Source organism: Beijerinckia sp. L45, assembly GCF_009765775.1.
Lineage (GTDB): Bacteria > Pseudomonadota > Alphaproteobacteria > Rhizobiales > Beijerinckiaceae > RH-AL1.
This window is the reverse complement of record NZ_LMUU01000020.1, coordinates 1-23,994: the sequence shown is the minus strand read 5'-3', so window position 1 is coordinate 23,994 and position 23,994 is coordinate 1. Positions and strand designations below refer to the sequence as shown.

The following is a 23,994-nucleotide window of genomic DNA, read 5'->3' as shown; positions in this document are numbered from 1 at the left end:
CGGCGCCGCTGCGCGGGCCGTTCTACCGTCCGCTTCGCGTCCGCGAAGTGCCGGAGAAGGTCGGCCTCGATCGCCGTATCGAGGCCACGGCCGACGAATGCGGCGCCATAGCGGCCGACTACGAACTTCCCGGGGTTGCGTCCCTGAGCGCTGCTCTGCATATCGCCGCGCAAGGCGACCGTTTCGACGTGACGGGGATCGTCGAGTCAAAGCTGACGCAGATCTGCGTCGTCACGCTCGAGCCCTTCGAGAGCGTGCTGCGGCAGGACGTCGAGGCCAGCTTCACCTTGCCGCCCGCCGTGGTGCGTGGTGGCGCGGCCGAGCGCCTGCGCGCCGCCGCCGTGATCGACATCGACATGGAGGCTCAGGACGACGCCCCCGACCTCATCATCGACAACACCATCGATCTCGGGGCCGTGGCGCTCGAATTCCTGATGCTGGCGCGCGATCCCTATCCAAAAAAACCGGGCGTTCATTTTACCGACGTGTTGATCGGTGAAAAGGAACAGGAAGACCCTTCGCCCTTCGCGGCGCTGGAGCGTTTCAAGGACCAATCGTGACAGACGCAATATTCGATGGACGGGTTCGGCGCGGCAGCCGCGTGATGGCGCGCGCATGACGACATCGGTGCGAATCGCGCTCGACGCGATGGGCGGCGACAAGGGGCCCGCGACGATCGTCGAAGGGGCGGTGCTGGCGCTTGCCCGCCGTCCGGACCTCGCTTTCAGCTTCTTCGGCAAGCAAGATGAACTTGGGCCGCTGCTCGCGGCGCGTCCGGCGCTGGCGGCCGTCTCGCGGGTTGTCCACACCGACGTTGCGGTGCGGATGGACGATAAGCCGAGCCAGGCGCTGCGCGCCGGGCGGCGGACATCGTCGATGTGGCTCGCGATCGATGCGGTGAAGAAGGGCGAGGCGGATGCCGCGCTGTCGGCCGGCAACACCGGCGCGCTGATGGCGATGGCGAAGATCTGCCTCCGCACGATGCCGCAGATCGATCGTCCGGCGATCGCCGCGATCTGGCCGACCCTGCGGGGGCGCTCGATCGTCCTGGATGTCGGCGCCAACATCGGCGCGGACGCGCGGATGCTGGTCGATCTCGCGATCATGGGCTCGGCGATGGCGCGCATCGTGCTCGACATCGAGCGCCCGACCGTCGGCCTGCTTAACGTCGGCGTCGAGGAGATCAAGGGCCTCGAAGAGGTCAAGGCGGCGTCCCGCATCCTCCACGAGACCGCATTTCCCGCGCTGATCTACAAAGGCTTCGTCGAAGGCGACGATATCGGCAAGGGCACCGTCGACGTCGTCGTCACCGAGGGTTTTACCGGTAATATCGCGCTGAAGACGGCCGAAGGGACTGCCAAGCAGATCGCGCAGTATCTTCGCGAGGCGATGGCCGGTTCGCTGTTGTCGAAGATTGGCTATCTCTTCGCGCGCGGCGCGTTCGCGACGCTGCGGGCCAAGATGACGCCGCCGAACGGCGGCGTGTTTCTCGGCCTCGACGGCGTGGTGATCAAAAGTCACGGTGGGGCGGATGCCGTCGAGACGGCTGGCGCCATCGACCTCGCCTATGCCATGGTGCGCCACGAACTGCTGCGGAAGATCCGCGAAACATTGGCGCTTGCCTTGAGCGAGCATGCGGATAGTGCCGACCTCCCACACGCGCCCGCACGAACGGCTCTTGAAGCCGCGAAGGACTGAACAATCGTGACCCATGTGAATGCGGGTCGGCTGCGCTCCGTTGTCGTCGGAACGGGGTCCTACCTTCCTGAAAACGTCGTAACCAACCGCGACCTCGAAGAGAGACTGGCAACATCAGACGAATGGATCGTCCAGCGCACCGGCATCACCCGCCGCCATATCGCAGCGCCGGGTGAGACCACCTCGACGCTGGGTCTCCGGGCGGCACAGGCCGCGCTCGCCGATGCGGGCCTCACGGCCGCCGACCTCGACCTGGTGATCGTCGCGACCTCGACACCGGATTTCACCTTTCCGTCTGTCGCCACGCAGATCCAGTTCGGCCTCGGCATGACGGGTGGCGCTGCCTTCGACCTGCAGGCGGTGTGTTCCGGCTTCGTCTTCGCCGTTGCGACCGCCGACAAGTTCCTGACGTCGGGATCGCACAAGCGGGCGCTGGTGATCGGCGCGGAAACGTTTTCACGAATCCTCGACTGGGAGGATCGTACCACCTGCGTCCTGTTCGGCGACGGTGCGGCGGCGATGATTCTCGAGGCGCAGCCCGGTGAGGGCACCGCGCAAGACCGCGGCGTCCTCACCTCGCATCTGCGCTCCGACGGCAAGCACTTGGGCAAGCTCTTCGTCGACGGTGGCCCATCCTCGACGCAGACGACCGGCCGTCTGCGCATGGCCGGCAAGGAAGTGTTTCGGCATGCGGTCGGCATGGTCACCGACGTGGTCACCGATGCCTTCGCGGCGACGGGGACCAGCGCCGCGGATCTCGATTGGTTCGTGCCGCATCAGGCCAACCGTCGCATCATCGACGCGTCCGCGGACAAGCTCGGCATCGATCCGGCCAAGGTGGTCGTCACCGTGAACCTCCATGCCAACACGTCGGCTGCCTCGATTCCGTTGGCGCTTTGCGTGGCGCGCGCCGATGGCCGTATCAAGCAGGGTGATCTGGTGATGATCGAGGCGATGGGCGGCGGCTTTACATGGGGCTCCGCCTTGATCCGTTGGTAAGGACGCGCCCCGTGATGCGGACGCAGCAGCGTCTCAAACGCGCGGTATAGGCCAAAAGGCCTATTCGCTTTAGGCACTTATGATTTACGCTCTTTCGCGAGGCGCCGCGTTGTCATCGTGTGCCGCGGCAAAAAGAGCACGGCGCCGGCGGCGCCATGATCGCTCCGTCCTAGCTAGCTGGTTGTCTCTGATATGACTTCGGATGTTTCGATGAAGAAAATGGATGAGCCATCCGTGGCGCGCGCCAAAGCGTCGCCGGTTGCGCCCTTGCAGACCGTCACCCGCGTCGATCTGGCGGAGGCTGTCTATCGGCGCGTCGGTCTGTCCCGGAAGGAATCAGCCGTGCTCGTCGAAATGGTTCTCAGCGAAGTGATCGATCGGCTTGCCGTCGGCGAGACGGTCAAGCTGTCGTCGTTCGGGTCCTTCATCGTGCGCGACAAGGGCGAGCGGATCGGACGCAACCCCAAGACCGGGGTCGAAGTGCCGATCATGCAGCGGCGCGTTCTCGTCTTTAAACCATCAAACGTCCTCAAGGCGCATATGAATGGTGAGGATATCCCGGAGGACGATAGCTAGCGCACGCCATCGAGGCCTATACACTCGGAGTTCGATGCTCTCGATTCTTGAGGCGGGATGATCAAAAGCGCTGATGCCTTCCGAACGATCAGCGAGGTCGCCGAGGATCTCGATCTTCCGCAGCACGTCCTGCGATTTTGGGAAACGCGGTTTCCCCAGATCAGGCCGCTCAAACGCGCCGGCGGGCGTCGGTTTTATCGCCCGAGCGACGTGGCGCTCCTGACTGCGATCCGACAGCTGTTGTACGGCGAAGGCTACACGATCAAGGGCGTGCAGCGGCTTCTCAAGGAGCAAGGTACGAAGGCGATCCAGACCGGTCAGGGCGCCTCAGCGGGCCCCGTGCTGCAAGGTGCAGTCGACACCCAGGACGACGATGCGGACGCAATCGGCGACGCCGACCACGCCGACGACATGCCTGCCACGCTCCGCAGCGCTCTCGACAATCTGCCGCTCGATGCCGGACCGACACGTCTGCTTCTCGAAGACCGCGACGAGCTGAAGGCAGCGCTCGCGACGATCACGGAATGCGAGCGCATCCTCCGAGCAACGCGGCGCCCGCCGCCCTGACTCGGGAAAGTGCGTCCGTGCACAGGCTTCTCCGACGGCGGGTTTGCACGATGCGAAAGCTTCTCTATAAGGAGCCGCAGTCGGAGTGTAGCGCAGCCCGGTTAGCGCACTAGTCTGGGGGACTAGGGGTCGAAGGTTCGAATCCTTTCACTCCGACCATTTAAGCCTCTGAATTGATTTGGCTTCCGGGCAAGCCGATCCTGCTCGAACCAGCCCGCGAAGCTCTGGTGGCCGAGCGACTTCCCGCCAAAGATTTTTCCGGCTCTCAGAAGCTCGGCCCTGACTTTCACCTGTAAACCACTCTGGCGCCGCCCCTTGTCTCGGCGCCGCCGACGTGACCTCGCAAACAATGCCGCTTCAGCTGGTTTCGCGGCTGTCACGGAGGAGCTTCGGATCAAGATCGCGAAGCGGTTTGGCGGCTCCGACCGTCGCTCTACACCGTCACGGCTGACAGCAGAAAAAGCATAGCTGGTCTGCGATTCCGTTTCAGAACCAAGCGGGGCCAATGCCCGTACTTCTCCCGTACGTCAGATGACAATGTGGGCGGAATGACCGAAGCCTTTGACGCCTTAGCCTTGGACAACAGCGCCCGCGCCGCCGGTTTGCGGAATGCCTTTGTGAACGCTCTCGAAGCAGCAAGCCTTGAGCACACATTGGATGCTGATGATCGCCGCCGTTCGGGATGCATGGTGATGGAAGAGGCCTCGCTGGTCTCATCGGTCGACCGCATTGGTGAAGCGGTTACGACGAGGTTTTTGTGCGATCGGCGCCTCGATCGCCGCTTGGCGAGATAGTCGTTTCAGGTCTTACGGCAAAGCTTCTGCATTGCCGACTTTCCTTCATCAGATCACGAGGATCTTCGTTGCCGACATTCGCGATATGGCCGCTAGCGCCCAACGACGACGCTCGCTTTTGGGTCTATGCGGTCGACGAATGGGATGCTCGCGATCAGCTGGCACGGACCTTCGGACTGCAGGCTCAGGACGAGGTGCTGTATGGGTGCACGGAAGATAACCGCTTTCGGCCGCCTTTAAACTTGGTCGTTCACGCCGGTGGCGAACTTACTTCCGTCCCGCCCCCCGAAAGCGCGCGATGTGGGATCGGACAAAATTCCGAGGATTGTTGAGAGCTCGATCGGGACGACTGCCTGTTTACGATCACGTCTCGTCGGGCGCCCAGTCCGGGCTGTAGCCGCCGAGGGCAGGATGATACATTTCGTCCCCGGAATGCTGTGTGAACTCGACATTGAGCCGATCCTCGCGAAGGCCGAGGATTTCGACAGATAGCGCGCACAGGGCTTTGGCAATTGTCATCCGGAGTTCCGGCGGCCGGCCTGCTCGGATGTCCAGCATCATAACCGACACGGGGACCGGCTCGCCGCCGACTTCGGGAATGCGCCACACGCCGCCATCACCAAGTTCGCGGATCGCAACGCTGATCCGCCTGATGTCGACCGACATCATCGTCGCGTAGGTCTCGCTCATCCTTGCGGCGAGCAGCTTTTTCTGCGCCACAGCGTAATGGCCTGTAACGTCGAGCTGGAGATAGGGCATCGAGCACTCCTTCGCCGCCGATCCTGGCTTAAGCCCGGCCCAGGCGCGTCCTCAAAGGGAAGATTCAAACAAAAACGACCTGTCGATACTGGCGACGTTGGGGGCGCCAAAGGAAATCATCGCCGATTTGAATTCTTCCGTCAGGATTTCGAGGGCGCGGTCGACGCCGGCCTCGCCGAAGGCGGCCAAACCCCACACGTAGGGGCGGCCGACGCAGACGGCGGTCGCGCCCAGCGCCAATGCTTTGAAAATGTCCGAACCACGGCGGAAACCGCTGTCGATGAGGATGGGCATGCGGCCGCCGACGGCCCGGACCACCTCGGGCAGAACCTCGATGGTCGACAGGCCGCTTTCCTCGCTGCGGCCGCCGTGGTCGGAAACGATGATGCCGTCAACCTTGTGCTCGAGCGCCAGGGTGGCGTCCGAGCCGCTCATCACGCCTTTCAGAATGATCTTCATTGTGGTCAGGTCGCGCAAACGCGGGATCAGGTCCCAGGTCAGCTTGTTGGTGGTGGTGGCGGTCAGTTTGGTGGTATCGAGGCCATCGAACATCGGCAGTCTCATATACGGGCCGCCCGGCTCGGGCGAGTGGCAGTCGGTGCAGGTTCGGGTGTCATTCTGCTTGCCGCGCGCGGCGGTAATTCTTCCAAAGGTGCTGGGATTGTCGATCGTGACCACCAGCACCGGACAGCCGGCCGCCTCCTGCTTCTTCACCAGCCCTTGAGTGATCGCCCAATCCGCGGTCGGATAAAGCTGGCACCAAACCGGCTCCTGTCGCGCGGCCAGGACCTCGTCGATCGAACTGGTGGCGAGCGTCGCGTAGATCTGCAGGTGATCTCGCTTTTTTGCTGCGGCGGCGACGGCCACCTCGCCGTCCGGGTGGAAGGCCTTCAGGCGGCTGACGGGGTCGATAATGATCGGCGTCGGCCATGTGCGGCCGAACAGCGTGACGCTCATATCAAGCTTGCTGGTATCGACCAGGCGCCGCGGCTTGACGCGGAAACGGGTGAAACCCTGGCGGTTGGCCAGCACGGTCTGGTCGCCCTCGGTGCCGCCGATCAAAGACGCCCAATGGGCGGGTGGCACATGATCCTTTGCGGTTTTCTCGAGATCGAAAATGTCGAGCGCCTGACCAGGGCTGGTGATGGTGAAGTCACGGAAATATTCGTTTGCCGCCAGGGCCGGCAGGCTGTGCGCCGCCGCGACCAAAGGGCTGGCCGCCAAATAGCGCAGGAAGCGCCGCCGTGCGAAATCGGAAGCCATGCTCGTTTCCCCATTGCAATTCGCGTCTATTTTGACTGATACGCGCGGTCCGCGACCATGGGTAAGAAGGCTTCATGTGGCTAGGCCCTTTCAAATGAAGGCCTTCAATTTTCTTAAGCGGCGCGCGCGGGCATGTGGGCAAGGATCGGCTTCGGAGGTTAGTGACTCCGGGCTTGTATTCTGCCTTGGGTGCAGCGTCTCATCGACCTCAACTAAAAGCCGGAAGCACTTGTTAGATCACGTTCTTTTGTGTGCTCGTGACGCTGCGTTCAACGTCATGAAGCTCCGCGTGCTCTAAGGGTACGGCCACGATTAACTTCCGGGTGAGCGAATGGCGTTGCGTGTTCTCGATTCTCTGGCTTTGCGCAGCGAGCCGGTGATCCTGTTGCTCGGCCGGCTCTTCCTCGGATCGCTTTATCTGATGTCGGGGACCAATCACTGGCTGGACCTGCCACTGCTTACGCATTTCATGGCGGGACTGCCCGGCTCGGGACAGGTCTGGGCGATGCTGGCGGCGACCATCGAGCTTGCGAGCGGCGTTGCGCTGGTTCTCGGTTTCCGAACCCGCGAGTTTGCCCTGCTCCTGGTGTTCTTCAATCTCGGGGCCGCTGTCATTGGCCATCCTTACTGGGCGATCACCAGCGACGCTGCCGCGCGCTGGGGCCAGTTCATCCATTTCTGGAAGGACATCGGGCTTGTCGGCGGGACGCTCTTCGTTCTCGCGCGAGGCGCGGGGCCCCTGAGCCTCGATCGGGAAAGTCGGCTGCCCTAGACGCTTCGCGCCATGGTGTAGGCATCGACGTAGCTGCTGTCGTCCTGCACCAGGGCCTCGTGGCATCCCTCGACGCGAAAACCCTGAGCCGTATAAAGCGCCATCGCGGCCTCGTTGCCGTCGAGGACGTGCAGTTGCACGCGGCGCAGCCCTGCCAGCGTCGCAGCTGTCGCCAGCAGCAATCGCAGCAGGCCACCGCCGACGCCGCGGCGGCGGAAATCCTCGTGGACGGCGAGGGTCATCCAGCCGACGTGGTTTTGACGCCCCTCCAGGGGATAAAGGCCGGCGAAACCGACCACGATGTCGTCGATCACGCCGACCATGCGAAACGCCCGGGGACTGCCGTCCTTCAGCCAGATCCTGATCGTCTCGGGGGTCTCGAACGGGATCGCGTCCATCATCCCGAAGCGGCGAAAGTCGTGCTGCCCGAATAGGACCCACAAGGAGTACGCGTCGTCGTCCTCGCAGGCTCGTGCAAGCAAGCCGCGTGGCCAGGCATGAGCCCGCGTCGCCTCAGTCCGCTGCAGCGACGGCCCGCCAGGGTCTGGCGTGCATGCTCGGTCCGTCGCGATGTACTGCAGCGCTGCCATGGGATCATCCGTGTGATCCGCGGACCCTAAGGGGCGAAGCTTGCCCGGACCGGAAGACAACGCTGTTTTCGACCGCCTTTCCTACGCCGCCGTCCGCAGGACAAGGTTGCCAATCACGGATCTCAGAGCGGCGCCGTTGTCGTCCCACGGTGACCCGCGGGTCATCGTGATATGGCCCCGATGGCCCAGCTGCAGGCTGATCGGCAAGGCCGGGACCACTGCGCGGGAACGCCGCTGTGGAAGCGCGCCGAAAGGACTTGAACGACTCTCAGGCACAATGCCTAGTGTGCTCCGCGTTCCGAGCGAGCCTCCCGCCCGCGTCGGTCGAGACCGGAGAGAGCCGCCGTCATGATACGCTTCGTCGAAATCGGGTCGGACGAAAAGCCGAAGAAGGCAAGCGCTTCTGCCGAGGCGAAACCGGCGCCGCTCCAAGAGCTCGCGACGAGCAATCCGAAGCCCGCCAAGCGCGTGAAGAAGCCGAGCAGCCTGTCGAAAGCAGCCAAGCGCTGATCGCTTCGGAACAAAGCGTGACCTGAGCCGTGAAGGCGATTCGTGCCCGATGCGTCGCCCGTTTGATCCGGCAATCCTGATCCGGGACGTGGCCATTCCTTTGAGATTAAGCTCTCTGTAACGGGGTTGTTGCGCCCGACGGCGGGCTGCCGGTGGTGCGCGCCATGCATGGATTGTCGCGCATGTCAGCATCGCATCATCTGGTCGATCTTCCATCGGGGCGTATCGCGGTTCATTACGAAACCGGCGTCCGTGCGCCCGTGCTCATGCTTCACGGGAACTCGGCGCATAAAGAGGTCTTCGCAAATCAAGTGGCGATGCTTCGCCAAAACGGCTTTGGCGTCCTGACCCTGGATCTGCCCGGCCACGGCCAGTCCGACAATGCGAAACACCCGGCGCTGACCTACAGCTTTCCCGGATATGCCGCCGCCGTCGCTCAGGTTCTCGACAGCTTCACGATCGATACAGTGCATGTGGCGGGCTGGTCGCTCGGCGGCCATATCGGTCTCGAGCTGATGGGACGCGACCCGCGTGTCCAATCGCTGCTGATCTGGGGCACGCCACCGATCAAGCCGGGTCTCGAGGCGATGCGGGACGCCTTTCTGCCGAGCGAGAGCATGGCGTTTGCCGGTCAGCTTGTGCTGGGGGCGGACGAATGCGCGCGCTATGGCGCGGCCATGGTCGGCGCCCGTGATGGCGCGCCGCCTGACTTGGTCGCAGCCATCCAGCGCACCGATGGCGCGGCGCGGGCGCAGATGATGGCAAACGGCTTGGGCGGCGTCGGCCGCAACGCGCAGGATCTCGTCGAGCGTGACCCGCGGCCTCTGGCCGTCCTGCACGGCGCCGAAGACCCCTTCGTCAGCCTTGCCTACCTCGCCAACCTTGCGTACCGAAACCTCTGGCGCGGGCAGGTCCAGGTCTTGCCTGGCATCGGCCATGCCGCGCACTGGCAAGACCCAAAAATATTCAATGCGCTTTTGCTTTCTTTCTTGTTGTCGGCTTCGGAAAAAGTGTCACTTTAAACGCGTTGAACCGGGGTAGGCCTTTAAAAATGGCTTTGCATTTCGAAGATTTCTTGGAAAGCACGCAGAGCATTACAGATGCCGGAACGCTGATCGCCCGTTTTCATGCCGCGGTCGTCGACGAAGGCTTCGAAAACCTGGTTTTCGTCCTTGCGGGAGGGCGCCAGCCGCTGGAAATTCTCAGCGCCGAACTGCCGCCAGGCTATGCCGACCTGTATCAGCAGAAGAAATGGGAGCGCGTCGATCCGGTCCTGCGGCACAGCCGGATCGCGAGACAGCCCTTCGCCTGGTCGAGCGTCGTCGGTCAGGCCGGCGAGAGCGCCCAGGAAAAGCGGTTCTTCGCGGAATGCCAGTCGATCGGCGTGCACGGTGGCGTCACCATGCCCTTTCACCATCCCGACGGCCGCACCCATGTGATGAGCGTCAGCCTTCGTGGCGGCGTGCAGCCCGACCCTCGCCGCATCCCCTATCTCTACGCCCTGGCGGCGCAGACCTGGATCCGCCACTGCGCCCTGGTGAGCGGCAGTACGTCGACGCAGATCCATCTCACCAGCCGCGAGCGCGAGTGTCTCGTCTGGGCGAAGGACGGCAAGACGAATTGGGAGATCAGCCAGATCCTGTCGGTGGCCGAGCGTACGGTCGAATTTCATATGGCGAACGTCATGCAGAAGCTGAACGCCACCAATCGCGTCACTGCGATCGTCATCGCGCTTCAGGAAGGCCTCATCAAGATGTAGCGCGCCGGGCTTAGCTTCAGGCGGCTACGCGTTCGATAACCCGTACCGGCGTCACCACCGATGATATGGCGTCCGTAATACGCTCGAGGCCTTCGACCAGCGTCTCGCGCTCGATCGTCAGCGGCGGCATGAGTTTCAGCACCTCGTCGTGTGGTCCTGCCGTCTCGATCAGCATGTTGCGCTCGAACACGGCGCGGGCGACCGCGTCGGCCTGAGCCGCCTCGCCAAAGCGTAGACCCGCCATCAGGCCGCGGCCGCATGGCGTGACACCGAAGGATCCAAACATCTGGTGCATGCGATCGAGCCAGGCGCGGACGATTTGCTCGTTGCCGCACTTTCGGGCGTGGAAAGCGCTTTGGTCCCAGAAGCGGAGCGCGGCTGAGGCTGTCGCAAAGGCGAGCGTGTTGCCGCGGAAGGTGCCGTTGTGCTCACCGGGCGCCCAGACATCGAACTCGGGCTTGATGAGCACCAAGGCCATGGGAAGGCCGAGCCCGCTGATCGACTTGGCGAGGCAGACGATGTCGGGCGTGATCCCTGCCTGTTCGAAGCTGAAGAAGGGTCCGGTGCGTCCGCAGCCGGCCTGGATGTCGTCGACGATCAACACGGCACCGAGACGTCTGGCTAAGGCGGCAAGCCGCTGCAGCCAGGGGGCCGAAGCGACGTTGAGGCCCCCTTCGCCCTGCACGGTCTCCACGATGAAGGCGGCGGGCGGTTCGGACCCGGACTGGAGCGTCGCCTCGAACTGATCGATTCCCGGCAGGCCGCTCCGATCGTCGCCATCGTAGGCGAGCCGGATGACATGGGGCAGCGGTACGCCCGCGCCCTGCCGTGCCTGCCGATTTTCGGTCGCCGCCAGCGCGCCGAGGCTCATGCCGTGAAACGCTTTGGAGAAGGCAACCACCCTGCGCCGCCCGGTCACCTTGCGGGCGAGCTTGAGCGCCGCCTCGACGGCGTTGGTTCCGGTGGGGCCGGGGAACTGCAACCGATAGTCGAGGCCGCGCGGCCCCAGGATAATGCGCTGAAAATCGTCGATGAAGCCGCGCTTCGCCGGCGTGTGGAGATCCAGTCCGCACAACACGGCGTCGGACAGCAGGTGGTCGACCGCCGCCTGCTTGATCGCCGGATCATTATGACCGTAATTCAATGCGCCGCAGGCGGAAAAGAAGTCGATGAACGCGGTGCCGGCCTCGTCCCACACCATCGCGTTCTGCCCGCGGGCGAAGACCTGGGGCATACGGCGGCAGTACGAGCGCACCGCCGACTCGTGGGCCGTGAAGGTCGTGGTGTCGTTTGGCGCAGAGGCTGAACGGTTCATGCAACGCGATCCTTCGTGGCGGGCCACTGCGCGCACGCGAACGGCGAACCGCCGGCGCGCTAATGGCGGATGAGGGGCGACTTTCCCGGCTTGGCGTTCTCGGCGTTCTGTTGCTCGATCAGGGACTCGATCTTCGCGCCAAGGTCGAGATGAACGCCGAGAAGCTTTCGGGCGATTTTGTCGAGCTCGGACTTCGAGGCCAGGGCCGCGAGATAGCCGATCGCCTCGCGCATCTGCAGGGCGATCGTCAGCGCATCGGATTCTTTGTTCGACACAGACATGATCGACAGCCCAAGGTCACGCGGCTCGCGCAAACGGTTCGGTCAGCGTCATCCGGAGGACCGAAGCGGGGATCGCGAACTTGTCGCAAGCCTGGTGCGAGCGGATTTCGCCGCGTTTCAGCATGAAGGCGCGTTCCATTTCGCCCTCCACTTCGGCCGGCTGCCCCAGCCATTGGTACGATCGATAGTGATGCGTCACGAGATGGGGACGGGTGACGCCGATGATCGCCTTGATGTCGTGCTCGGCGCAGAACTCCTCGACACCGGCAAAAAGCTCCGGGAAAATCCGAAGTCGCTGCTGCGGCGGCACTGACCGGTCGATGCAGACGCGGGTGGCCTCCCAAATGTCGCCGGAGGCCGGTAAGGCACCATCTGCGATCAGCGTAGGCCAATACGCCTGCAACATGTAGGGGCGTTCCGTCGGCAGCAGCCGAACCAGACCGCGGACGACCTGGGCGTCATCGCGCCAGACCAGATAAGCCGCAGCCGGCGTATCGAATTCATCGTATTCCAACCCGGCATAATGGTTATGCGGAAGCTTTCGGTGCGCGACGAAGATCTTATACCGAAGCCTTGCTTGTGAAGCCAAAGCATCGCCAAAATGATGCGCGGTCGCAAGAGTAAAGGCTTCGATCATAGACTGCCTCCGCTTCGTTAGAGAGCGGCAACAACAGCAAAATCGAAGAAAAGCGCTACCTGTGGATATACCCAGGTAGCGCTCTCAACCGCGGAGAGTCAGGGTCCTGGCTGTGGCGTAGGCCACGGTGGCGGCTGCTTGCATTCGACCTGCAATGCGGGTCGGTCTGTCGAGGAAAAGCGCCGGAGTTGTTATGCGGCCTGGAATACTTATGCAGTAGGGAAAGAAATAAAGGTGTAGTAAGGAAAGAAATAAAGGCTTAGCAAGACTAATAAAAGAAATTGACGTGAAGCAATCGGGCATCGTCTCAAAGCAGACGTCGATAACGTGCGCAGGACAGGTGAATGCTTTTAAAAGACAGGCCCATGCACGATAGACCTTCATCGGCCGCCCGACCTGATCGTCAGGCGCCAATCGAGCAGAGCCGCATAGACCGGTTGGTTCAATATGCCGACCACTGCGAGGCCGCGAAAGCGATCGCGGAAGCCATGGGCGACACATTCCTCGCCTACATGATGTCCATGTCGATCCAGGCCGCGCGCACCGAAATGAAGCCCAGGATGGCCGGAGCCAAGCGCTGAGGCTCGCGCGTAGACGGGTGGCGCAAAGGCCGGCTAAGCCTCGGATGCCTCGGCGCGTCCCTTCGGGGTAAAGGAACGCGCCATCTCGACGAATTCGCTTGGCATCATGATGATGGTCATGGTGTTCTGCTCGGCGCCGACTTCGGTGATCATCTGCATGCGTCGCAGTTCCAGCCCCGCAGGACTTTCCATGATGATCTGAGCCGCGTTGCGGAGCAGGGTCGCCGCTTCGACCTCGGCCTCGGCCTTGATCAGCCGCGCCCGCTTCTCTCGCAGCGCCTCCGCCTCCTGCGCCATGGCGCGCTGCATCGAATCGGGGATCTCGACATTCTTCATCTGAACGCGCTCGACCTTGACGCCCCATGGCTCGGTCACCGCGTCGATCGAGGCGGCAAGCGCTTCGGAGATCAGATCCTGCGACTTCAGCACTTCATCGAGCGAATGTTGACCGATTACGTTGCGCAACGCGGTCGCCGCGACCTGCACGACGCTATCCCCGACGTCCTCCACCTCGATTACCGAAGCCCTCGGATTGATGGTGCGCCGCCAGATCACCGCGTTGATTTTCACCGGCACGTTGTCCCTGGTGATTGTCTCCTGCTGTTCGACGGCGGTGGTCAGCACACGCAAGTCGGTGATCACCCGCCACTCCAGGAACGGAATCGTGAAGTAGAGCCCCGGCCCCGCGGTGCGGTTGTATTTGCCCAGGCGGAAGACGACGGCACGTTGATACTCGTTGGCGGTCCGGACCGTCGCGGAGACGACCGCTATGACGGCGACGAGCAGAATGATGTCGAAGGCGGCCATCGTAAAGTCTCCAGTCCGTTTGATCCTGCTCCATTGCGCACCGTTTGGCGACACCGGCATTCCGCAACGTCGGAAACTGCGACCTCAAGCCTTCGTCTGGATCTTGCTTCGGCCATTGCACTGCGGTAGGCATCCGGCAACGCCCAGGATTAGAACGACTCCGAACTCGTCGTTCTGATCACTCCGCGAGACAGAAGCGGGATCATGCAAGACATCCTCAGCGAGTATCTCCCCCTGGTCGTCTTCATGGCGATCGCGGCGTTCATATCCGGCGCACTTCTGATTGCGCCCTTCCTCGTCGCCTATCAGTCGCCCGACCCGGAAAAGCTCTCCGCTTACGAGTGTGGCTTCAATGCCTTCGACGATGCGCGCATGAAGTTCGACATTCGGTTTTATCTCGTCTCGCTTCTGTTCATCATTTTCGATCTCGAAGTGGCGTACCTGTTCCCGTGGGCCGTGGCGTTTCGCCAGATCGGCACGGCGGGATTCTGGTCGATGATCGTCTTTCTTGGCGTTCTGACCGTCGGCTTCGTCTACGAGTGGAAAAAGGGAGCTCTCGAATGGGAGTGATCGTCGCACCGCCGACCGATGTTCCGCCGCACGGGCTGATTCGCGCGACGGATGCCCATGCGAACGACCCGTATTTTCTGGCCCTGAACGACGAGCTCTCGGATCGCGGTTTTCTCCTGACCTCGGCCGATGATCTCGTGACCTGGGCGCGCACCGGGTCCTTGATGTGGATGACCTTCGGCCTCGCCTGCTGCGCGGTCGAGATGATGCAGGCGTCGATGCCGCGCTACGACGTCGAGCGCTTCGGCTTCGCGCCGCGCGCGTCACCGCGTCAGTCCGACGTGATGATCGTTGCCGGCACATTGACCAACAAGATGGCGCCGGCGCTGCGCAAGGTTTACGACCAGATGCCGGAGCCGCGTTACGTGATCTCGATGGGATCCTGCGCCAACGGCGGCGGCTATTATCATTATTCCTACTCGGTCGTGCGCGGCTGCGATCGGATCGTGCCGGTCGACATTTACGTTCCGGGATGCCCGCCCTCGGCCGAGGCGCTATTGTACGGCATCCTTCTGCTGCAGAAAAAGATCAGGCGTACCGGCACGATCGAGCGGTAAAACGCCGACGCCGACGCATTTGCGCGAAACAATCGCCTCTCAACGAGGCGAACGGAGGTTCTTGGGATGGATGAAGGCTTGAAAAGCCTCGGCGATCACGTGGCGGCTTCGGTCCCCGGCGCGGTCCTCGGCCAGTCCTTCGCGTTCGGCGAGCTGACGCTGACGCTCGACCCCGGCAGACTGGTCGAGGCCGTGACCTTCCTTCGCGACGACCCCGCCTGCCTGTTCATCTGCCTGATCGATCTGACCGCTGTCGACTATCCCGAGCGGGAGCATCGTTTCGACGTCGTCACCCATCTGCTGTCGCCAAAATACATCCGCCGCATCCGCGTCAAGGTGGCGACGGACGAGCGTACGCCGGTTGCCTCCCTGGTGGATGTCTATCCCGCGGCAAACTGGTTCGAGCGCGAAGCCTACGATCTTTTCGGCGTGTACTTCTCCGGCCATCCCGACCTGCGGCGCATTCTCACCGATTACGGCTTCGACGGACATCCCCTGCGCAAGGATTTCCCGATGACCGGCTACGTCGAAGTCCGCTACGACGACGAGCAGAAGCGCGTCATCTACGAGCCGGTGAAGTTGAACCAGGCGTTCCGCTCGTTCGACTTTCTGTCGCCGTGGGAAGGCTCGGGCGACTACGTGCTGCCGGGCGACGAAAAAGCGGGAGCGAAGGGCGCATGATGACCCGCAAAGCGATGTCTCGGCATGGCCTCGATGGCGCGCTGTTTCTGGCGGCGGCCGCTGTCCTCGCTGCCGCGCCGTCGGCCCATGCGCAGTCGGCCGTTCCCGGCTTCCAACCGCCGCTCCCGTCCGACATCAAACAGGTGCAGGATCAGCTCGCGTCCTATGATCAGGTCGCCGTCGCTGCGGCGCGGCACTATTACCAGAGCCCGAACGTGAAGAAGGACATGGTGGCGATGATCCAGGGCTTGACCCCCTCGATCGTGGCGTCCGTGGAAAAGGACAAGGGCGCTCCGCTCGATGCCGTCGAGCAGAAGAAGCTGGCAACGGCGCTCGACAAGGCGACCCAGGCGAACCTCGATCTCCTGCTCGGGCTCAACATGGTGGCGGCTGTCGAGACCTTGTCGAAGGAGCAGCTCCTCGCGCTCGATCAGTTCTACACCTCGCCGATGGGACAAAGTATTCTGGCCTCGACCCCGCAGCTCAATCAGCGCCTGCCTGCGATTTTTCAGAATTTCATGCCGAAGTATTCCGTATCCGTCGACGCCGAAATGAAGGCCGTCGGCCTTGGTCCCAATTGATCGGATCTGAGCCCATGAACGATCAGACCCCGCGCAATTTCTCGATCAACTTCGGGCCGCAGCATCCCGCCGCCCACGGCGTGCTGCGCCTCGTGCTCGAACTCGACGGCGAGATCGTCGAGCGCGTCGACCCGCACATCGGCCTGCTGCATCGCGGCACGGAAAAGCTGATGGAGGCGCGCACCTACCTGCAGAACGTGCCCTATTTCGACCGGCTCGACTATGTCGCGCCGATGAATCAGGAGCATGCCTTCTGCCTCGCCATCGAGAAGCTGCTCAAGGTCGACGTGCCGCGCCGTGGCCAGCTGATCCGGGTGCTCTATTCCGAGATCGGCCGCATCCTCTCGCATCTGCTCAACGTCACGACGCAGGCGCTCGACGTCGGCGCGCTGACGCCGCCGCTGTGGGGCTTCGAAGAGCGCGAAAAGCTGATGGTGTTCTACGAGCGCGCATCGGGTGCGCGGCTCCACGCCAACTACTTTCGCCCCGGCGGCGTGCATCTCGATCTGCCGGTGCGGCTGATCGAGGACATCGGCGCGTGGTGCGACCCGTTCCTCAAGGTTCTCGACGATCTGCACAACCTCTTCATCGAGAACCGCATTTTCAAGCAGCGTAACGTCAACATCGGGATCGTCAGCTTGGAAGACTGCTGGCGTTGGGGTTTTTCGGGCCCCGTGCTCCGCGCGTCCGGCGCTGAGTGGGATCTTCGCAAGGCCGAGCCCTACGAGTGCTACGAGGAGATGGACTTCGACATCCCCGTCGGCAAGCACGGCGACAGCTACGAGCGCCAGGTCGTCCGCATGGAAGAGATGCGGCAGTCGACGTCGATCATGAAGCAGTGCGTGGAGAAGCTTTTGGCGCCGGGCGGGCAGGGGCCCGTGTCGTCCAAGCAGGGCAAGATCGTTCCGCCGTCGCGTGCGGAAATGAAGCGCTCGATGGAAGCGCTGATCCATCACTTCAAGCTTTACACCGAAGGTTTTCACGTGCCGGCCGGCGAAGTCTACGCCAGCGTCGAAGCGCCGAAGGGCGAGTTCGGCGTGTATCTGGTCGCCGACGGCACCGACAAGCCGTACCGCTGCAAGATCCGCGCGCCCGGCTTCGCCCATCTTCAGGCGATGGACTTTCTGTGCCGCGGATCGATGCTGGCCGACGTCAGCGCCATCTTGGGCTCGATCGACATCGTGTTCGGCGAGGTGGACCGATGAGCACGCGATACGCCGAGAGGGTTGCCTAATGTCCGTCCGCCGCCTCGCCGAGATCCAGCCCGCCTCGTTCGCATTCACGCCTGAAAACGCTGCCTGGTGCGACAAGCAGATCGCCAAATACCCTGAACATCGTCAGGCCTCGGCGATCCTTTCGCTGCTGTGGCGCGCACAGAAACAGCACGACTACTGGCTGCCGAAGCCGGCAATCGAGGACGTCGCGCGTCGGCTGTCGATGCCCTACATCCGGGTGCTGGAGGTCGCGACCTTCTACACGATGTTCAACCTCGAGCCAGTCGGCAAGTATTTCATCCAGATGTGCGGCACGACGCCCTGCGTGCTCGCCGGCTCCGACGACATCAAGGCGGTGCTGGAGAAGAGGGTCGGTCCGCAGCGCCACGTCACGGCGGACGGCCTGTTCTCATGGCTGGAGGTCGAATGCCTTGGCGCCTGCTGCAACGCGCCGATGGTGCAGATCAACGACGACTATTACGAAGATCTCTCTGCTGAGAACTTCAACACGCTGCTCGACGATCTCGCCGCCGGTCGCCCGGTGACGATCGGTTCGCAGACGGGGCGCAGGACCTCGGAACCGGCCGGCGGTTTGACCTCGCTTCTGTCGCTCTACGGTGTCGACGGCAAGAGTGGCCCCGAGTGCGGGACGCATGATCCCAACAAGCATTACACGCCTACTGAGCCCGAGGCGCCGAAAGACGTGACGGCGACCCAGGAACCCGCGCCCGCCCAGCCGGCCCAAGCGCGGAGCGAGCAGGAAGCCAAGCATTCGGTGGCGCAGCCTGAGAAGACCGAAGAGACGGGAACTGCCCGCACGGAGCCGTCCGCTCCGAAAGACAAGGCCTAGACGATGCTCGACGACAAGGACCGCATCTTCACCAACCTTTACGGCTTCGGCGACTGGGGCCTCGACGGCGCGCGCCAACGCGGCGCCTGGGACGGCACCAAGGGCCTCGTCGAAAAAGGCCGCGAGTGGATCATCAACGAGATGAAGGCGTCGGGCCTGCGCGGGCGCGGCGGCGCCGGCTTTCCGACGGGCCTCAAGTGGTCGTTCATGCCAAAGCCCGATCCGTTGCGGCCGTCCTACCTCGTCGTCAATGCCGATGAATCCGAGCCCGGCACGTGCAAGGATCGCGAGATCATGCGCAACGATCCGCATCTGCTGATCGAGGGCTGCCTGCTCGCCTGCGTCGCGATGCAGGCGCACGCCTGTTACATCTACATCCGCGGCGAATATATCCTCGAAAAGGAGCGCCTCGAGGCGGCCGTCGAGCAGTGTTACGAGGCCAATCTCGTGGGCAAGAGCAACGTCCACGGCTGGCCGTTCGACATCTACATCCACCACGGCGCCGGGGCCTACATCTGCGGCGAAGAGACGGCGCTGCTGGAATCGCTCGAGGGCAAGAAGGGCATGCCGCGGCTGAAGCCGCCGTTCCCCGCCAACATGGGCCTTTACGGCTGTCCGACGACGGTCAACAACGTCGAGTCGATCGCCGTCGCCCCGACCATTCTGCGCCGCGGCGCGGCCTGGTTCGCCGGCTTCGGCGCCAAGAACAACGCCGGCACCAAGCTGTTCTGCATCTCCGGCCACGTGAACACGCGCTGCAACGTCGAAGAGGCAATGTCGATTCCTTTCCGCGAGCTGATCGAACGGCATTGCGGCGGCATCCGCGGCGGCTGGGACAATCTGCTGGGCGTGATCCCGGGCGGGTCGTCGGTGCCGGTCGTGCCCGCGCACGAGATCATCGACGCGGCGATGGATTTCGACACGCTGCGCAACCTCAAGTCCGGCCTCGGCACGGCTGCTGTGATTGTGATGGACAAGTCCACCGACATCATCGCGGCGATAGCGCGCATCTCGTATTTCTACAAGCACGAGAGCTGCGGCCAGTGCACGCCGTGCCGCGAAGGCACAGGCTGGATGTGGCGCGTCATGTCGCGGATGGTCGAGGGCCGGGCGCAGCGTCGTGAGATCGACATGCTGCTCGAGGTCACCACGCAGATCGAGGGTCACACGATCTGCGCGCTCGGCGATGCCGCCGCCTGGCCGATCCAGGGTTTGATCCGGCATTTCCGGCCGGAGATCGAAAAACGCATCGACCAATATGCGGCCAACCCGCATAGCGAGCCGGTGCGCGACTTCGGCATCGCTGCGGAGTAGGGCGATGACGGACGGACCCGACAATCTGGTGTTGCAGCTGCTGCGGATCGATGCGCGGTTTGCCGTCATGTCCGAGGATCTCGGCGAGTGTAAGGATCGAATGACGTCGATCGAAGCCGGTATGGCGACTTTGAATCGCGGGCTCGGCCGGGTCGAAAATTGTTTGGACCGGATCGAAGTGCGTTTAGGCTTGGTGGAGGCTTGAATGGTTGAATCGCCTGACAGCCTGATATTTGAATATTTGCGTCGTTTGGACGCCAAGATGGATCGAGTTATCGATGAAATCACGGATTTGAAGGTTCGCGTCACGTCGCTCGAAGAACGTGTCGCTCAGGTTGAGCTATCAATGGCCGGCGTTAATCGCCGTATCGACCGCGTCGAATCCCGTTTAGACCGCATCGAGCGTCGGCTCGATCTCGTCGAACTGCCGCACTGAGGACCGCATGACCAAACTCATTGTCGACGGCCATGAAGTGGACGTGCCCGCGGAATTCACGGTGCTGCAGGCCTGCGAGGTCGCGGGTGCCGAGATCCCGCGCTTCTGCTTCCACGAGCGGCTGTCGATCGCCGGTAACTGCCGCATGTGCCTCGTCGAGGTGAAGGGCGGGCCGCCGAAGCCGCAGGCGTCGTGTGCGATCAACGTCCGCGATCTGCGTCCCGGCCCCAACGGCGAACTTCCGGTCGTCTCGACCAAGTCGCCGATGGTGAAGAAGGCGCGCGAAGGCGTGATGGAGTTCCTGCTCATCAATCACCCCTTGGATTGCCCGATCTGCGATCAGGGCGGCGAGTGCGATCTGCAGGATCAGGCGATGGCCTATGGCGTCGACACGTCGCGCTATGCAGAGAACAAGCGCGCCGTCGAGGACAAGTACATCGGCGTGATGGTGCGGACCTCGATGAACCGCTGCATCCATTGCACACGCTGCGTCCGCTTCACCGCCGAGGTCGCCGGCACCGGCGACATGGGTTCGATCGGCCGCGGCGAAGACATGGAGATCACCACCTACCTCGAAACCGCGATGTATTCCGAGCTGCAGGGCAACGTCGCCGATCTCTGCCCGGTCGGCGCACTGTTGCCAAAGCCCTACGCCTTCAAGGCGCGGCCCTGGGAGCTGACCAAGACGCAGTCCATAGACGTGATGGATGCGCTCGGATCCGCGATCCGCGTCGACACCCGCGGCCGCGAGGTCATGCGCATTCTGCCCCGCGTCAACGATGATGTGAACGAAGAGTGGATTTCCGATAAAACCCGTCAGGTGGTCGATGGCTTGAAGACCCGCCGCCTCGATCGCCCCTACGTGCGCCGCGCCGGCAAGCTCGAGCCAGCCACCTGGGCCGAAGCCTTTGCCGCCATCGCCGCGAAGACAAATGGCCTTGCGCCGAACCGCATCGGCGCGATCGCCGGCGATCTCGCCAGCGTCGAGGACATGTTCGCGCTGCAAACACTTTTGACGTCGCTCGGCAGCGGCAATCTCGATTGTCGCCAGGATGGCACAGTGCTGCATCCGAAGGCCGGCCGCGCGTCCTACCTGTTCAATGCCTCCGTTGCGGGGATCGAACAGGCCGACGCCATCCTGATCGTCGGGTCGAACCCGCGCCGGGAATCGCCGGTGCTGAATGCCCGCATCCGCAAGCGCTGGCTGCGCGGCGGTTTCCCGATCGGCGTGGTCGGCGAGGCCGTCGACCTGACCTATCCCTATACCTATCTCGGCGCCGGCCCGGACACGCTGGGTGATCTGCCGTCGAGCTTTACAGACCTCTGGAACAAGGCCGAGCGGCCGCTCGTGCTGATCGGGCAGGGGGCACTGACCCGTGCCGACGGGGCGGCTGTGCTTGCGAAAGCCGCCGAACTCGCCGGCCCGATGGGTGTGTGGCGCGGGCTGTCCGTTCTCCACACCGCGGCCTCCCGCGTCGGCGGCCTCGATCTCGGCTTCGTTCCGGGTGAGGGCGGCTTGACCGCGGCCGCGATGGCGGCAGGCGGTGCGCTCGACCTGCTGTTCCTGCTCGGCGCCGACGAAATCGCCATCGAGCCCGGCGCGTTCACCGTCTACATTGGCACGCACGGCGATCGCGGTGCAGCCCGCGCCGATGTCGTGCTGCCCGGCGCGACCTACACGGAAAAGTCCGGCCTCTACGTCAACACCGAAGGCCGCGTGCAACTCGCCGACCGCGCGAATTTTCCGCCCGGCGAGGCGCGGGAAGATTGGGCGATTTTACGCGCGCTGTCCGACGTCATGGGCCACAAGCTGCCGTTCGACACGTTGAGCGGCTTGCGGGCCAAGCTCTATGCCGCGCATCCGCACATGGCGCGGCTGGACGAGATCGCGGAAGGTCCGGTCGCGGACTTTGCTGCGCTCGGCGCGGGCGCCCTTGGTCGCGAGGCCTTCGTGTCGCCGATCACCGATTTCTACCAGACCAACCCGATCGCGCGCGCGTCGAAGGTCATGGCCGAAGCTTCGGCCGTGGCGCGCGGCCAGTTCCAACAGCAAGCGGCGGAATAGGATCATGGACTGGTTTCTCCCGCTGCTTCTGATGATCGTCAAGAGCCTGGCGCTGCTCGTCGTATTGCTCATCTTCGTCGCCTACATTCTCTACGCCGATCGCAAAATCTGGGCGGCCGTGCAGCTGCGGCGCGGCCCCAACGTCGTCGGACCCTGGGGCCTGCTTCAGAGCTTCGCCGACTTGCTCAAGTTCGTGCTGAAAGAGCCGATCATCCCGGCGGGCGCCAACAAGGGCATTTTCCTGCTTGCCCCCTTCGTCATGGCGCTGCTGGCGCTGGCTGCCTGGGCCGTGATCCCGCTCAGCGCCGGCTGGGCCATCGCCGACCTCAACGTCGGCACGCTCTACATCTTCGCGATCTCGTCGCTGTCGGTGTACGGCGTGATCATGGGCGGCTGGGCGTCGAACTCGAAATATCCGTTTCTCTCCGCGCTGCGCTCGGCGGCGCAGATGGTGTCCTACGAGGTCTCGATCGGCTTCGTCATCGTCACAGTGCTGCTTGTCGCGGGCACGTTGAACCTCAGTGAGATCGTCATGGCGCAGGATACGCGCTGGGGGATCCTCGGGTGGTATTGGCTTCCGCTGTTCCCGATGTTCGTGATCTTCTTCGTGTCGGCGCTGGCGGAGACCAATCGCCCGCCCTTCGATCTCGTGGAAGCCGAATCCGAGCTCGTCGCCGGCTTCATGGTGGAATACGCCTCCAGCCCGTACATGCTGTTCATGCTCGCCGAATACGTGGCGATGCTGACGATGGGCGCGCTTCAGGTCATTCTCTTCATGGGCGGCTGGCTGTCGCCGATCCCGTTCCCGCCATTCACCTGGATCCCCGGCGTGATCTGGTTCGTGCTGAAGCTTTGCCTCGTCTTCTTCATGTTCTCGATGGTGAAGGCCTTCGTCCCACGCTATCGCTACGACCAACTGATGCGGCTGGGCTGGAAGGTCTTTCTCCCGATCTCGCTGTTCATGGTCGTACTCGTGGCCGGCGTCTGCGAGTTTACGGGCTGGGGCGGGGTGATGGCGCGATGATGCAGAAAAAGAGCTCATCCATGAACCTAACGGCGTCGGCCAAGTCCCTTTTCCTGCTGGAATTTATAAGCGCGTTCGCGATGTCGATGCGGTATTTCTTCAAACCGAAGTCGACGCTGAACTATCCGCACGAAAAGAACCCGCAGTCGCCGCGTTATCGCGGCGAGCACGCCTTGCGCCGCTATCCCAATGGCGAAGAGCGCTGCATCGCCTGCAAGCTCTGCGAGGCCATCTGCCCGGCGCAGGCGATCACCATCGAAGCCGGGCCGCGCCGCAACGACGGGACCCGCCGCACGACGCGCTACGACATCGACATGGTGAAGTGCATCTACTGCGGCTTCTGCCAGGAGGCCTGCCCGGTCGATGCGATCGTCGAAGGGCCGAACGCCGAGTTCGCCGTCGAGACCCGCGAAGAGCTGTACTACGACAAGGACCGGCTGCTCGCGAACGGCGATCGTTGGGAGCGCGAAATCGCGCGCAACATCGCGCTCGACGCGCCGTACCGGTGAGCGCGATGGTCCTCTCGTCCCTCGTGCGCATGTCTTCGGAGAAAGCCGCATCATGACTCTCGTCTCCGCTTTCTTCTACCTGTTCTCGGCCGTGCTGATCGCCTCCGCCTTCATGGTGATCTCGTCGCGCAATCCGGTTCATTCGGTGTTGTTTCTGATCCTCGCCTTCGTCAACGCGGCGGGGCTCTTCCTGCTGCTGCAGGCCGAGTTTCTGGCGATGATCCTGGTCGTGGTCTACGTCGGCGCGGTGGCCGTTCTCTTCCTCTTCGTCGTGATGATGCTCGA

General features: G+C 63.2%; 31 protein-coding genes and 1 tRNA gene. 25 read left to right on the top strand and 7 right to left on the bottom strand.

Translation table 11 applies throughout. From position 1 onward, the window contains the following. The 7 genes from GSQ79_RS01370 to GSQ79_RS01340 all read left to right on the top strand — a co-directional run. The coding region (locus GSQ79_RS01370) for a DUF177 domain-containing protein (protein WP_158806944.1) at nt 1-560 on the top strand (560 nt) is incomplete at its 5' end. A gap of 55 nt (nt 561-615) precedes the next feature. After that, nucleotides 616-1,698: a phosphate acyltransferase PlsX gene (gene plsX / locus GSQ79_RS01365; RefSeq protein WP_158806943.1), complete on the top strand. Its 1,083-nt coding sequence runs from the start codon at nt 616-618 to the stop codon at nt 1,696-1,698. A gap of 6 nt (nt 1,699-1,704) precedes the next feature. Further along, nucleotides 1,705-2,697 carry a beta-ketoacyl-ACP synthase III gene (locus GSQ79_RS01360; protein ID WP_305764606.1) on the top strand — a complete coding sequence of 331 codons (993 nt, stop codon included), beginning with the start codon at nt 1,705-1,707 and terminating at the stop codon, nt 2,695-2,697. Nucleotides 2,698-2,916: 219 nt separating this feature from the next. After that, nucleotides 2,917-3,273, top strand: a complete 357-nt coding sequence (locus GSQ79_RS01355; protein ID WP_158806945.1) for an integration host factor subunit alpha — start codon at nt 2,917-2,919, stop codon at nt 3,271-3,273. A 57-nt stretch (nt 3,274-3,330) separates the two neighbouring features. Next, entirely contained in the window at nt 3,331-3,840 is a 510-nt protein-coding gene (locus tag GSQ79_RS01350) for a MerR family transcriptional regulator (RefSeq protein ID WP_158806942.1), read from the top strand. A gap of 81 nt (nt 3,841-3,921) precedes the next feature. Then, nucleotides 3,922-3,999, top strand: a tRNA-Pro gene (locus tag GSQ79_RS01345). A gap of 389 nt (nt 4,000-4,388) precedes the next feature. Then, nucleotides 4,389-4,634: a hypothetical protein gene (locus tag GSQ79_RS01340; protein WP_158806941.1), complete on the top strand. Its 246-nt coding sequence runs from the start codon at nt 4,389-4,391 to the stop codon at nt 4,632-4,634. 363 nt (nt 4,635-4,997) lie between these two features. Here the strand turns inward: GSQ79_RS01340 and GSQ79_RS01335 are convergent, their stop codons facing one another. Then, on the bottom strand, nt 4,998-5,393 hold the full coding sequence (locus GSQ79_RS01335; protein WP_158806940.1) for a tautomerase: 396 nt from the start codon (nt 5,391-5,393) through the stop codon (nt 4,998-5,000). Between the two features lie 51 nt (nt 5,394-5,444). Continuing rightward, on the bottom strand, nt 5,445-6,602 hold the full coding sequence (locus GSQ79_RS01330) for an alpha-hydroxy acid oxidase (protein WP_158806939.1): 1,158 nt from the start codon (nt 6,600-6,602) through the stop codon (nt 5,445-5,447). Nucleotides 6,603-6,987: 385 nt separating this feature from the next. On the opposite strand from GSQ79_RS01330, the gene GSQ79_RS01325 reads away from it, so the two are divergent. Further along, nucleotides 6,988-7,428, top strand: a complete 441-nt coding sequence (locus tag GSQ79_RS01325; protein WP_158806938.1) for a DoxX family protein — start codon at nt 6,988-6,990, stop codon at nt 7,426-7,428. Here GSQ79_RS01325 and GSQ79_RS01320 read toward each other — a convergent pair. Beyond that, nucleotides 7,425-8,018: a GNAT family N-acetyltransferase gene (locus GSQ79_RS01320; RefSeq protein ID WP_158806937.1), complete on the bottom strand. Its 594-nt coding sequence runs from the start codon at nt 8,016-8,018 to the stop codon at nt 7,425-7,427. The genes GSQ79_RS01325 and GSQ79_RS01320 overlap by 4 nt on opposite strands. Nucleotides 8,019-8,366: 348 nt before the next feature. Between GSQ79_RS01320 and GSQ79_RS01315 the strand changes: the two genes are divergently transcribed. The 3 genes from GSQ79_RS01315 (at nt 8,367) to GSQ79_RS01305 (ending at nt 10,287) form a co-directional block, all read left to right on the top strand. Further along, nucleotides 8,367-8,528: a hypothetical protein gene (locus GSQ79_RS01315; protein ID WP_158806936.1), complete on the top strand. Its 162-nt coding sequence runs from the start codon at nt 8,367-8,369 to the stop codon at nt 8,526-8,528. A gap of 182 nt (nt 8,529-8,710) precedes the next feature. After that, nucleotides 8,711-9,550: an alpha/beta fold hydrolase gene (locus tag GSQ79_RS01310; protein ID WP_158806935.1), complete on the top strand. Its 840-nt coding sequence runs from the start codon at nt 8,711-8,713 to the stop codon at nt 9,548-9,550. A 29-nt stretch (nt 9,551-9,579) separates the two neighbouring features. After that, on the top strand, nt 9,580-10,287 hold the full coding sequence (locus GSQ79_RS01305; protein ID WP_158806934.1) for a LuxR family transcriptional regulator: 708 nt from the start codon (nt 9,580-9,582) through the stop codon (nt 10,285-10,287). A 16-nt stretch (nt 10,288-10,303) separates the two neighbouring features. On the opposite strand, the gene GSQ79_RS01300 is transcribed toward GSQ79_RS01305, so the two are convergent. Genes GSQ79_RS01300 through GSQ79_RS01290 form a run of 3 tightly spaced genes read right to left on the bottom strand, consistent with a single transcriptional unit; the run spans nt 10,304 to nt 12,520 of the window. Then, a complete protein-coding gene (locus GSQ79_RS01300) occupies nt 10,304-11,602 on the bottom strand; it encodes an aspartate aminotransferase family protein (protein ID WP_158806933.1) in 1,299 nt (432 codons plus the stop codon). 59 nt (nt 11,603-11,661) lie between these two features. Then, a complete protein-coding gene (locus GSQ79_RS01295; RefSeq protein ID WP_158806932.1) occupies nt 11,662-11,883 on the bottom strand; it encodes a hypothetical protein in 222 nt (73 codons plus the stop codon). Nucleotides 11,884-11,899: 16 nt separating this feature from the next. Continuing rightward, nucleotides 11,900-12,520 (bottom strand): acyl-homoserine-lactone synthase, encoded by a 621-nt coding sequence (locus GSQ79_RS01290; protein WP_158806931.1) that lies wholly within the window; start codon nt 12,518-12,520, stop codon nt 11,900-11,902. Nucleotides 12,521-12,864: 344 nt separating this feature from the next. Here GSQ79_RS01290 and GSQ79_RS01285 point away from each other — a divergent pair, with 344 nt between their 5' ends. Then, complete coding sequence (locus GSQ79_RS01285; protein WP_158806930.1) at nt 12,865-13,101, top strand: hypothetical protein; 237 nt, start codon at nt 12,865-12,867, stop codon at nt 13,099-13,101. A 33-nt stretch (nt 13,102-13,134) separates the two neighbouring features. Here GSQ79_RS01285 and GSQ79_RS01280 read toward each other — a convergent pair whose 3' ends face one another. Further along, on the bottom strand, nt 13,135-13,908 hold the full coding sequence (locus GSQ79_RS01280) for an SPFH domain-containing protein (protein ID WP_158806929.1): 774 nt from the start codon (nt 13,906-13,908) through the stop codon (nt 13,135-13,137). A gap of 204 nt (nt 13,909-14,112) precedes the next feature. Between GSQ79_RS01280 and GSQ79_RS01275 the strand changes: the two genes are divergently transcribed. The 13 genes from GSQ79_RS01275 to GSQ79_RS01215 all read left to right on the top strand — a co-directional run. Further along, complete coding sequence (locus GSQ79_RS01275) at nt 14,113-14,478, top strand: NADH-quinone oxidoreductase subunit A (RefSeq protein ID WP_158806928.1); 366 nt, start codon at nt 14,113-14,115, stop codon at nt 14,476-14,478. Continuing rightward, complete coding sequence (locus GSQ79_RS01270; protein WP_158806927.1) at nt 14,448-15,035, top strand: NADH-quinone oxidoreductase subunit B family protein; 588 nt, start codon at nt 14,448-14,450, stop codon at nt 15,033-15,035. Before GSQ79_RS01275 ends, GSQ79_RS01270 begins: the two co-directional genes overlap by 31 nt. 66 nt (nt 15,036-15,101) lie before the next feature. Beyond that, nucleotides 15,102-15,716: an NADH-quinone oxidoreductase subunit C gene (locus GSQ79_RS01265; protein WP_158806926.1), complete on the top strand. Its 615-nt coding sequence runs from the start codon at nt 15,102-15,104 to the stop codon at nt 15,714-15,716. Then, entirely contained in the window at nt 15,713-16,297 is a 585-nt protein-coding gene (locus GSQ79_RS01260) for a DUF2059 domain-containing protein (protein ID WP_158806925.1), read from the top strand. Before GSQ79_RS01265 ends, GSQ79_RS01260 begins: the two co-directional genes overlap by 4 nt. A gap of 14 nt (nt 16,298-16,311) precedes the next feature. Beyond that, nucleotides 16,312-17,502 (top strand): NADH-quinone oxidoreductase subunit D, encoded by a 1,191-nt coding sequence (locus GSQ79_RS01255; protein WP_158806924.1) that lies wholly within the window; start codon nt 16,312-16,314, stop codon nt 17,500-17,502. Between the two features lie 28 nt (nt 17,503-17,530). Continuing rightward, nucleotides 17,531-18,361: an NADH-quinone oxidoreductase subunit NuoE gene (nuoE, locus tag GSQ79_RS01250; RefSeq protein ID WP_246725032.1), complete on the top strand. Its 831-nt coding sequence runs from the start codon at nt 17,531-17,533 to the stop codon at nt 18,359-18,361. Between the two features lie 3 nt (nt 18,362-18,364). Then, a complete protein-coding gene (gene nuoF, locus GSQ79_RS01245; RefSeq protein WP_158806923.1) occupies nt 18,365-19,675 on the top strand; it encodes an NADH-quinone oxidoreductase subunit NuoF in 1,311 nt (436 codons plus the stop codon). A 4-nt stretch (nt 19,676-19,679) separates the two neighbouring features. Continuing rightward, entirely contained in the window at nt 19,680-19,880 is a 201-nt protein-coding gene (locus GSQ79_RS01240) for a hypothetical protein (RefSeq protein WP_158806922.1), read from the top strand. Continuing rightward, nucleotides 19,881-20,111 carry a hypothetical protein gene (locus GSQ79_RS01235; protein WP_158806921.1) on the top strand — a complete coding sequence of 77 codons (231 nt, stop codon included), beginning with the start codon at nt 19,881-19,883 and terminating at the stop codon, nt 20,109-20,111. It abuts the gene before it with no gap. Nucleotides 20,112-20,118: 7 nt separating this feature from the next. Beyond that, on the top strand, nt 20,119-22,176 hold the full coding sequence (nuoG, locus tag GSQ79_RS01230) for an NADH-quinone oxidoreductase subunit NuoG (RefSeq protein ID WP_158806920.1): 2,058 nt from the start codon (nt 20,119-20,121) through the stop codon (nt 22,174-22,176). Nucleotides 22,177-22,180: 4 nt separating this feature from the next. Beyond that, nucleotides 22,181-23,200: an NADH-quinone oxidoreductase subunit NuoH gene (gene nuoH / locus GSQ79_RS01225; protein ID WP_158806919.1), complete on the top strand. Its 1,020-nt coding sequence runs from the start codon at nt 22,181-22,183 to the stop codon at nt 23,198-23,200. A gap of 20 nt (nt 23,201-23,220) precedes the next feature. Then, nucleotides 23,221-23,709 carry an NADH-quinone oxidoreductase subunit NuoI gene (nuoI, locus tag GSQ79_RS01220; RefSeq protein WP_158806918.1) on the top strand — a complete coding sequence of 163 codons (489 nt, stop codon included), beginning with the start codon at nt 23,221-23,223 and terminating at the stop codon, nt 23,707-23,709. Nucleotides 23,710-23,761: 52 nt separating this feature from the next. Further along, nucleotides 23,762-23,994 (top strand): NADH-quinone oxidoreductase subunit J (locus GSQ79_RS01215; protein WP_174243148.1); only part of this gene is annotated, 233 nt, incomplete at its 3' end.

Bases quoted from the DNA above. Each gene is read 5' to 3' on its own strand.
- nuoF (WP_158806923.1), top strand. From the start codon at position 18,365: ATGCTCGACGACAAGGACCGCATCTTCACCAACCTTTACGGCTTCGGC.
- GSQ79_RS01280 (WP_158806929.1), bottom strand. From the start codon at position 13,908: ATGGCCGCCTTCGACATCATTCTGCTCGTCGCCGTCATAGCGGTCGTC.
- nuoG (WP_158806920.1), top strand. From the start codon at position 20,119: ATGACCAAACTCATTGTCGACGGCCATGAAGTGGACGTGCCCGCGGAA.
- GSQ79_RS01275 (WP_158806928.1), top strand. From the start codon at position 14,113: ATGCAAGACATCCTCAGCGAGTATCTCCCCCTGGTCGTCTTCATGGCG.
- GSQ79_RS01355 (WP_158806945.1), top strand. From the start codon at position 2,917: ATGGATGAGCCATCCGTGGCGCGCGCCAAAGCGTCGCCGGTTGCGCCC.
- GSQ79_RS01290 (WP_158806931.1), bottom strand. From the start codon at position 12,520: ATGATCGAAGCCTTTACTCTTGCGACCGCGCATCATTTTGGCGATGCT.
- GSQ79_RS01300 (WP_158806933.1), bottom strand. From the start codon at position 11,602: ATGAACCGTTCAGCCTCTGCGCCAAACGACACCACGACCTTCACGGCC.
- GSQ79_RS01240 (WP_158806922.1), top strand. From the start codon at position 19,680: ATGACGGACGGACCCGACAATCTGGTGTTGCAGCTGCTGCGGATCGAT.
- GSQ79_RS01295 (WP_158806932.1), bottom strand. From the start codon at position 11,883: ATGTCTGTGTCGAACAAAGAATCCGATGCGCTGACGATCGCCCTGCAG.
- GSQ79_RS01310 (WP_158806935.1), top strand. From the start codon at position 8,711: ATGTCAGCATCGCATCATCTGGTCGATCTTCCATCGGGGCGTATCGCG.
- nuoH (WP_158806919.1), top strand. From the start codon at position 22,181: ATGGACTGGTTTCTCCCGCTGCTTCTGATGATCGTCAAGAGCCTGGCG.
- plsX (WP_158806943.1), top strand. From the start codon at position 616: ATGACGACATCGGTGCGAATCGCGCTCGACGCGATGGGCGGCGACAAG.
- GSQ79_RS01315 (WP_158806936.1), top strand. From the start codon at position 8,367: ATGATACGCTTCGTCGAAATCGGGTCGGACGAAAAGCCGAAGAAGGCA.
- GSQ79_RS01325 (WP_158806938.1), top strand. From the start codon at position 6,988: ATGGCGTTGCGTGTTCTCGATTCTCTGGCTTTGCGCAGCGAGCCGGTG.
- GSQ79_RS01255 (WP_158806924.1), top strand. From the start codon at position 16,312: ATGAACGATCAGACCCCGCGCAATTTCTCGATCAACTTCGGGCCGCAG.
- GSQ79_RS01340 (WP_158806941.1), top strand. From the start codon at position 4,389: ATGACCGAAGCCTTTGACGCCTTAGCCTTGGACAACAGCGCCCGCGCC.
- GSQ79_RS01235 (WP_158806921.1), top strand. From the start codon at position 19,881: ATGGTTGAATCGCCTGACAGCCTGATATTTGAATATTTGCGTCGTTTG.
- GSQ79_RS01335 (WP_158806940.1), bottom strand. From the start codon at position 5,393: ATGCCCTATCTCCAGCTCGACGTTACAGGCCATTACGCTGTGGCGCAG.
- GSQ79_RS01265 (WP_158806926.1), top strand. From the start codon at position 15,102: ATGGATGAAGGCTTGAAAAGCCTCGGCGATCACGTGGCGGCTTCGGTC.
- GSQ79_RS01320 (WP_158806937.1), bottom strand. From the start codon at position 8,018: ATGGCAGCGCTGCAGTACATCGCGACGGACCGAGCATGCACGCCAGAC.
- nuoI (WP_158806918.1), top strand. From the start codon at position 23,221: ATGAACCTAACGGCGTCGGCCAAGTCCCTTTTCCTGCTGGAATTTATA.
- GSQ79_RS01260 (WP_158806925.1), top strand. From the start codon at position 15,713: ATGATGACCCGCAAAGCGATGTCTCGGCATGGCCTCGATGGCGCGCTG.
- GSQ79_RS01350 (WP_158806942.1), top strand. From the start codon at position 3,331: ATGATCAAAAGCGCTGATGCCTTCCGAACGATCAGCGAGGTCGCCGAG.
- GSQ79_RS01285 (WP_158806930.1), top strand. From the start codon at position 12,865: ATGCTTTTAAAAGACAGGCCCATGCACGATAGACCTTCATCGGCCGCC.
- nuoE (WP_246725032.1), top strand. From the start codon at position 17,531: ATGTCCGTCCGCCGCCTCGCCGAGATCCAGCCCGCCTCGTTCGCATTC.
- GSQ79_RS01305 (WP_158806934.1), top strand. From the start codon at position 9,580: ATGGCTTTGCATTTCGAAGATTTCTTGGAAAGCACGCAGAGCATTACA.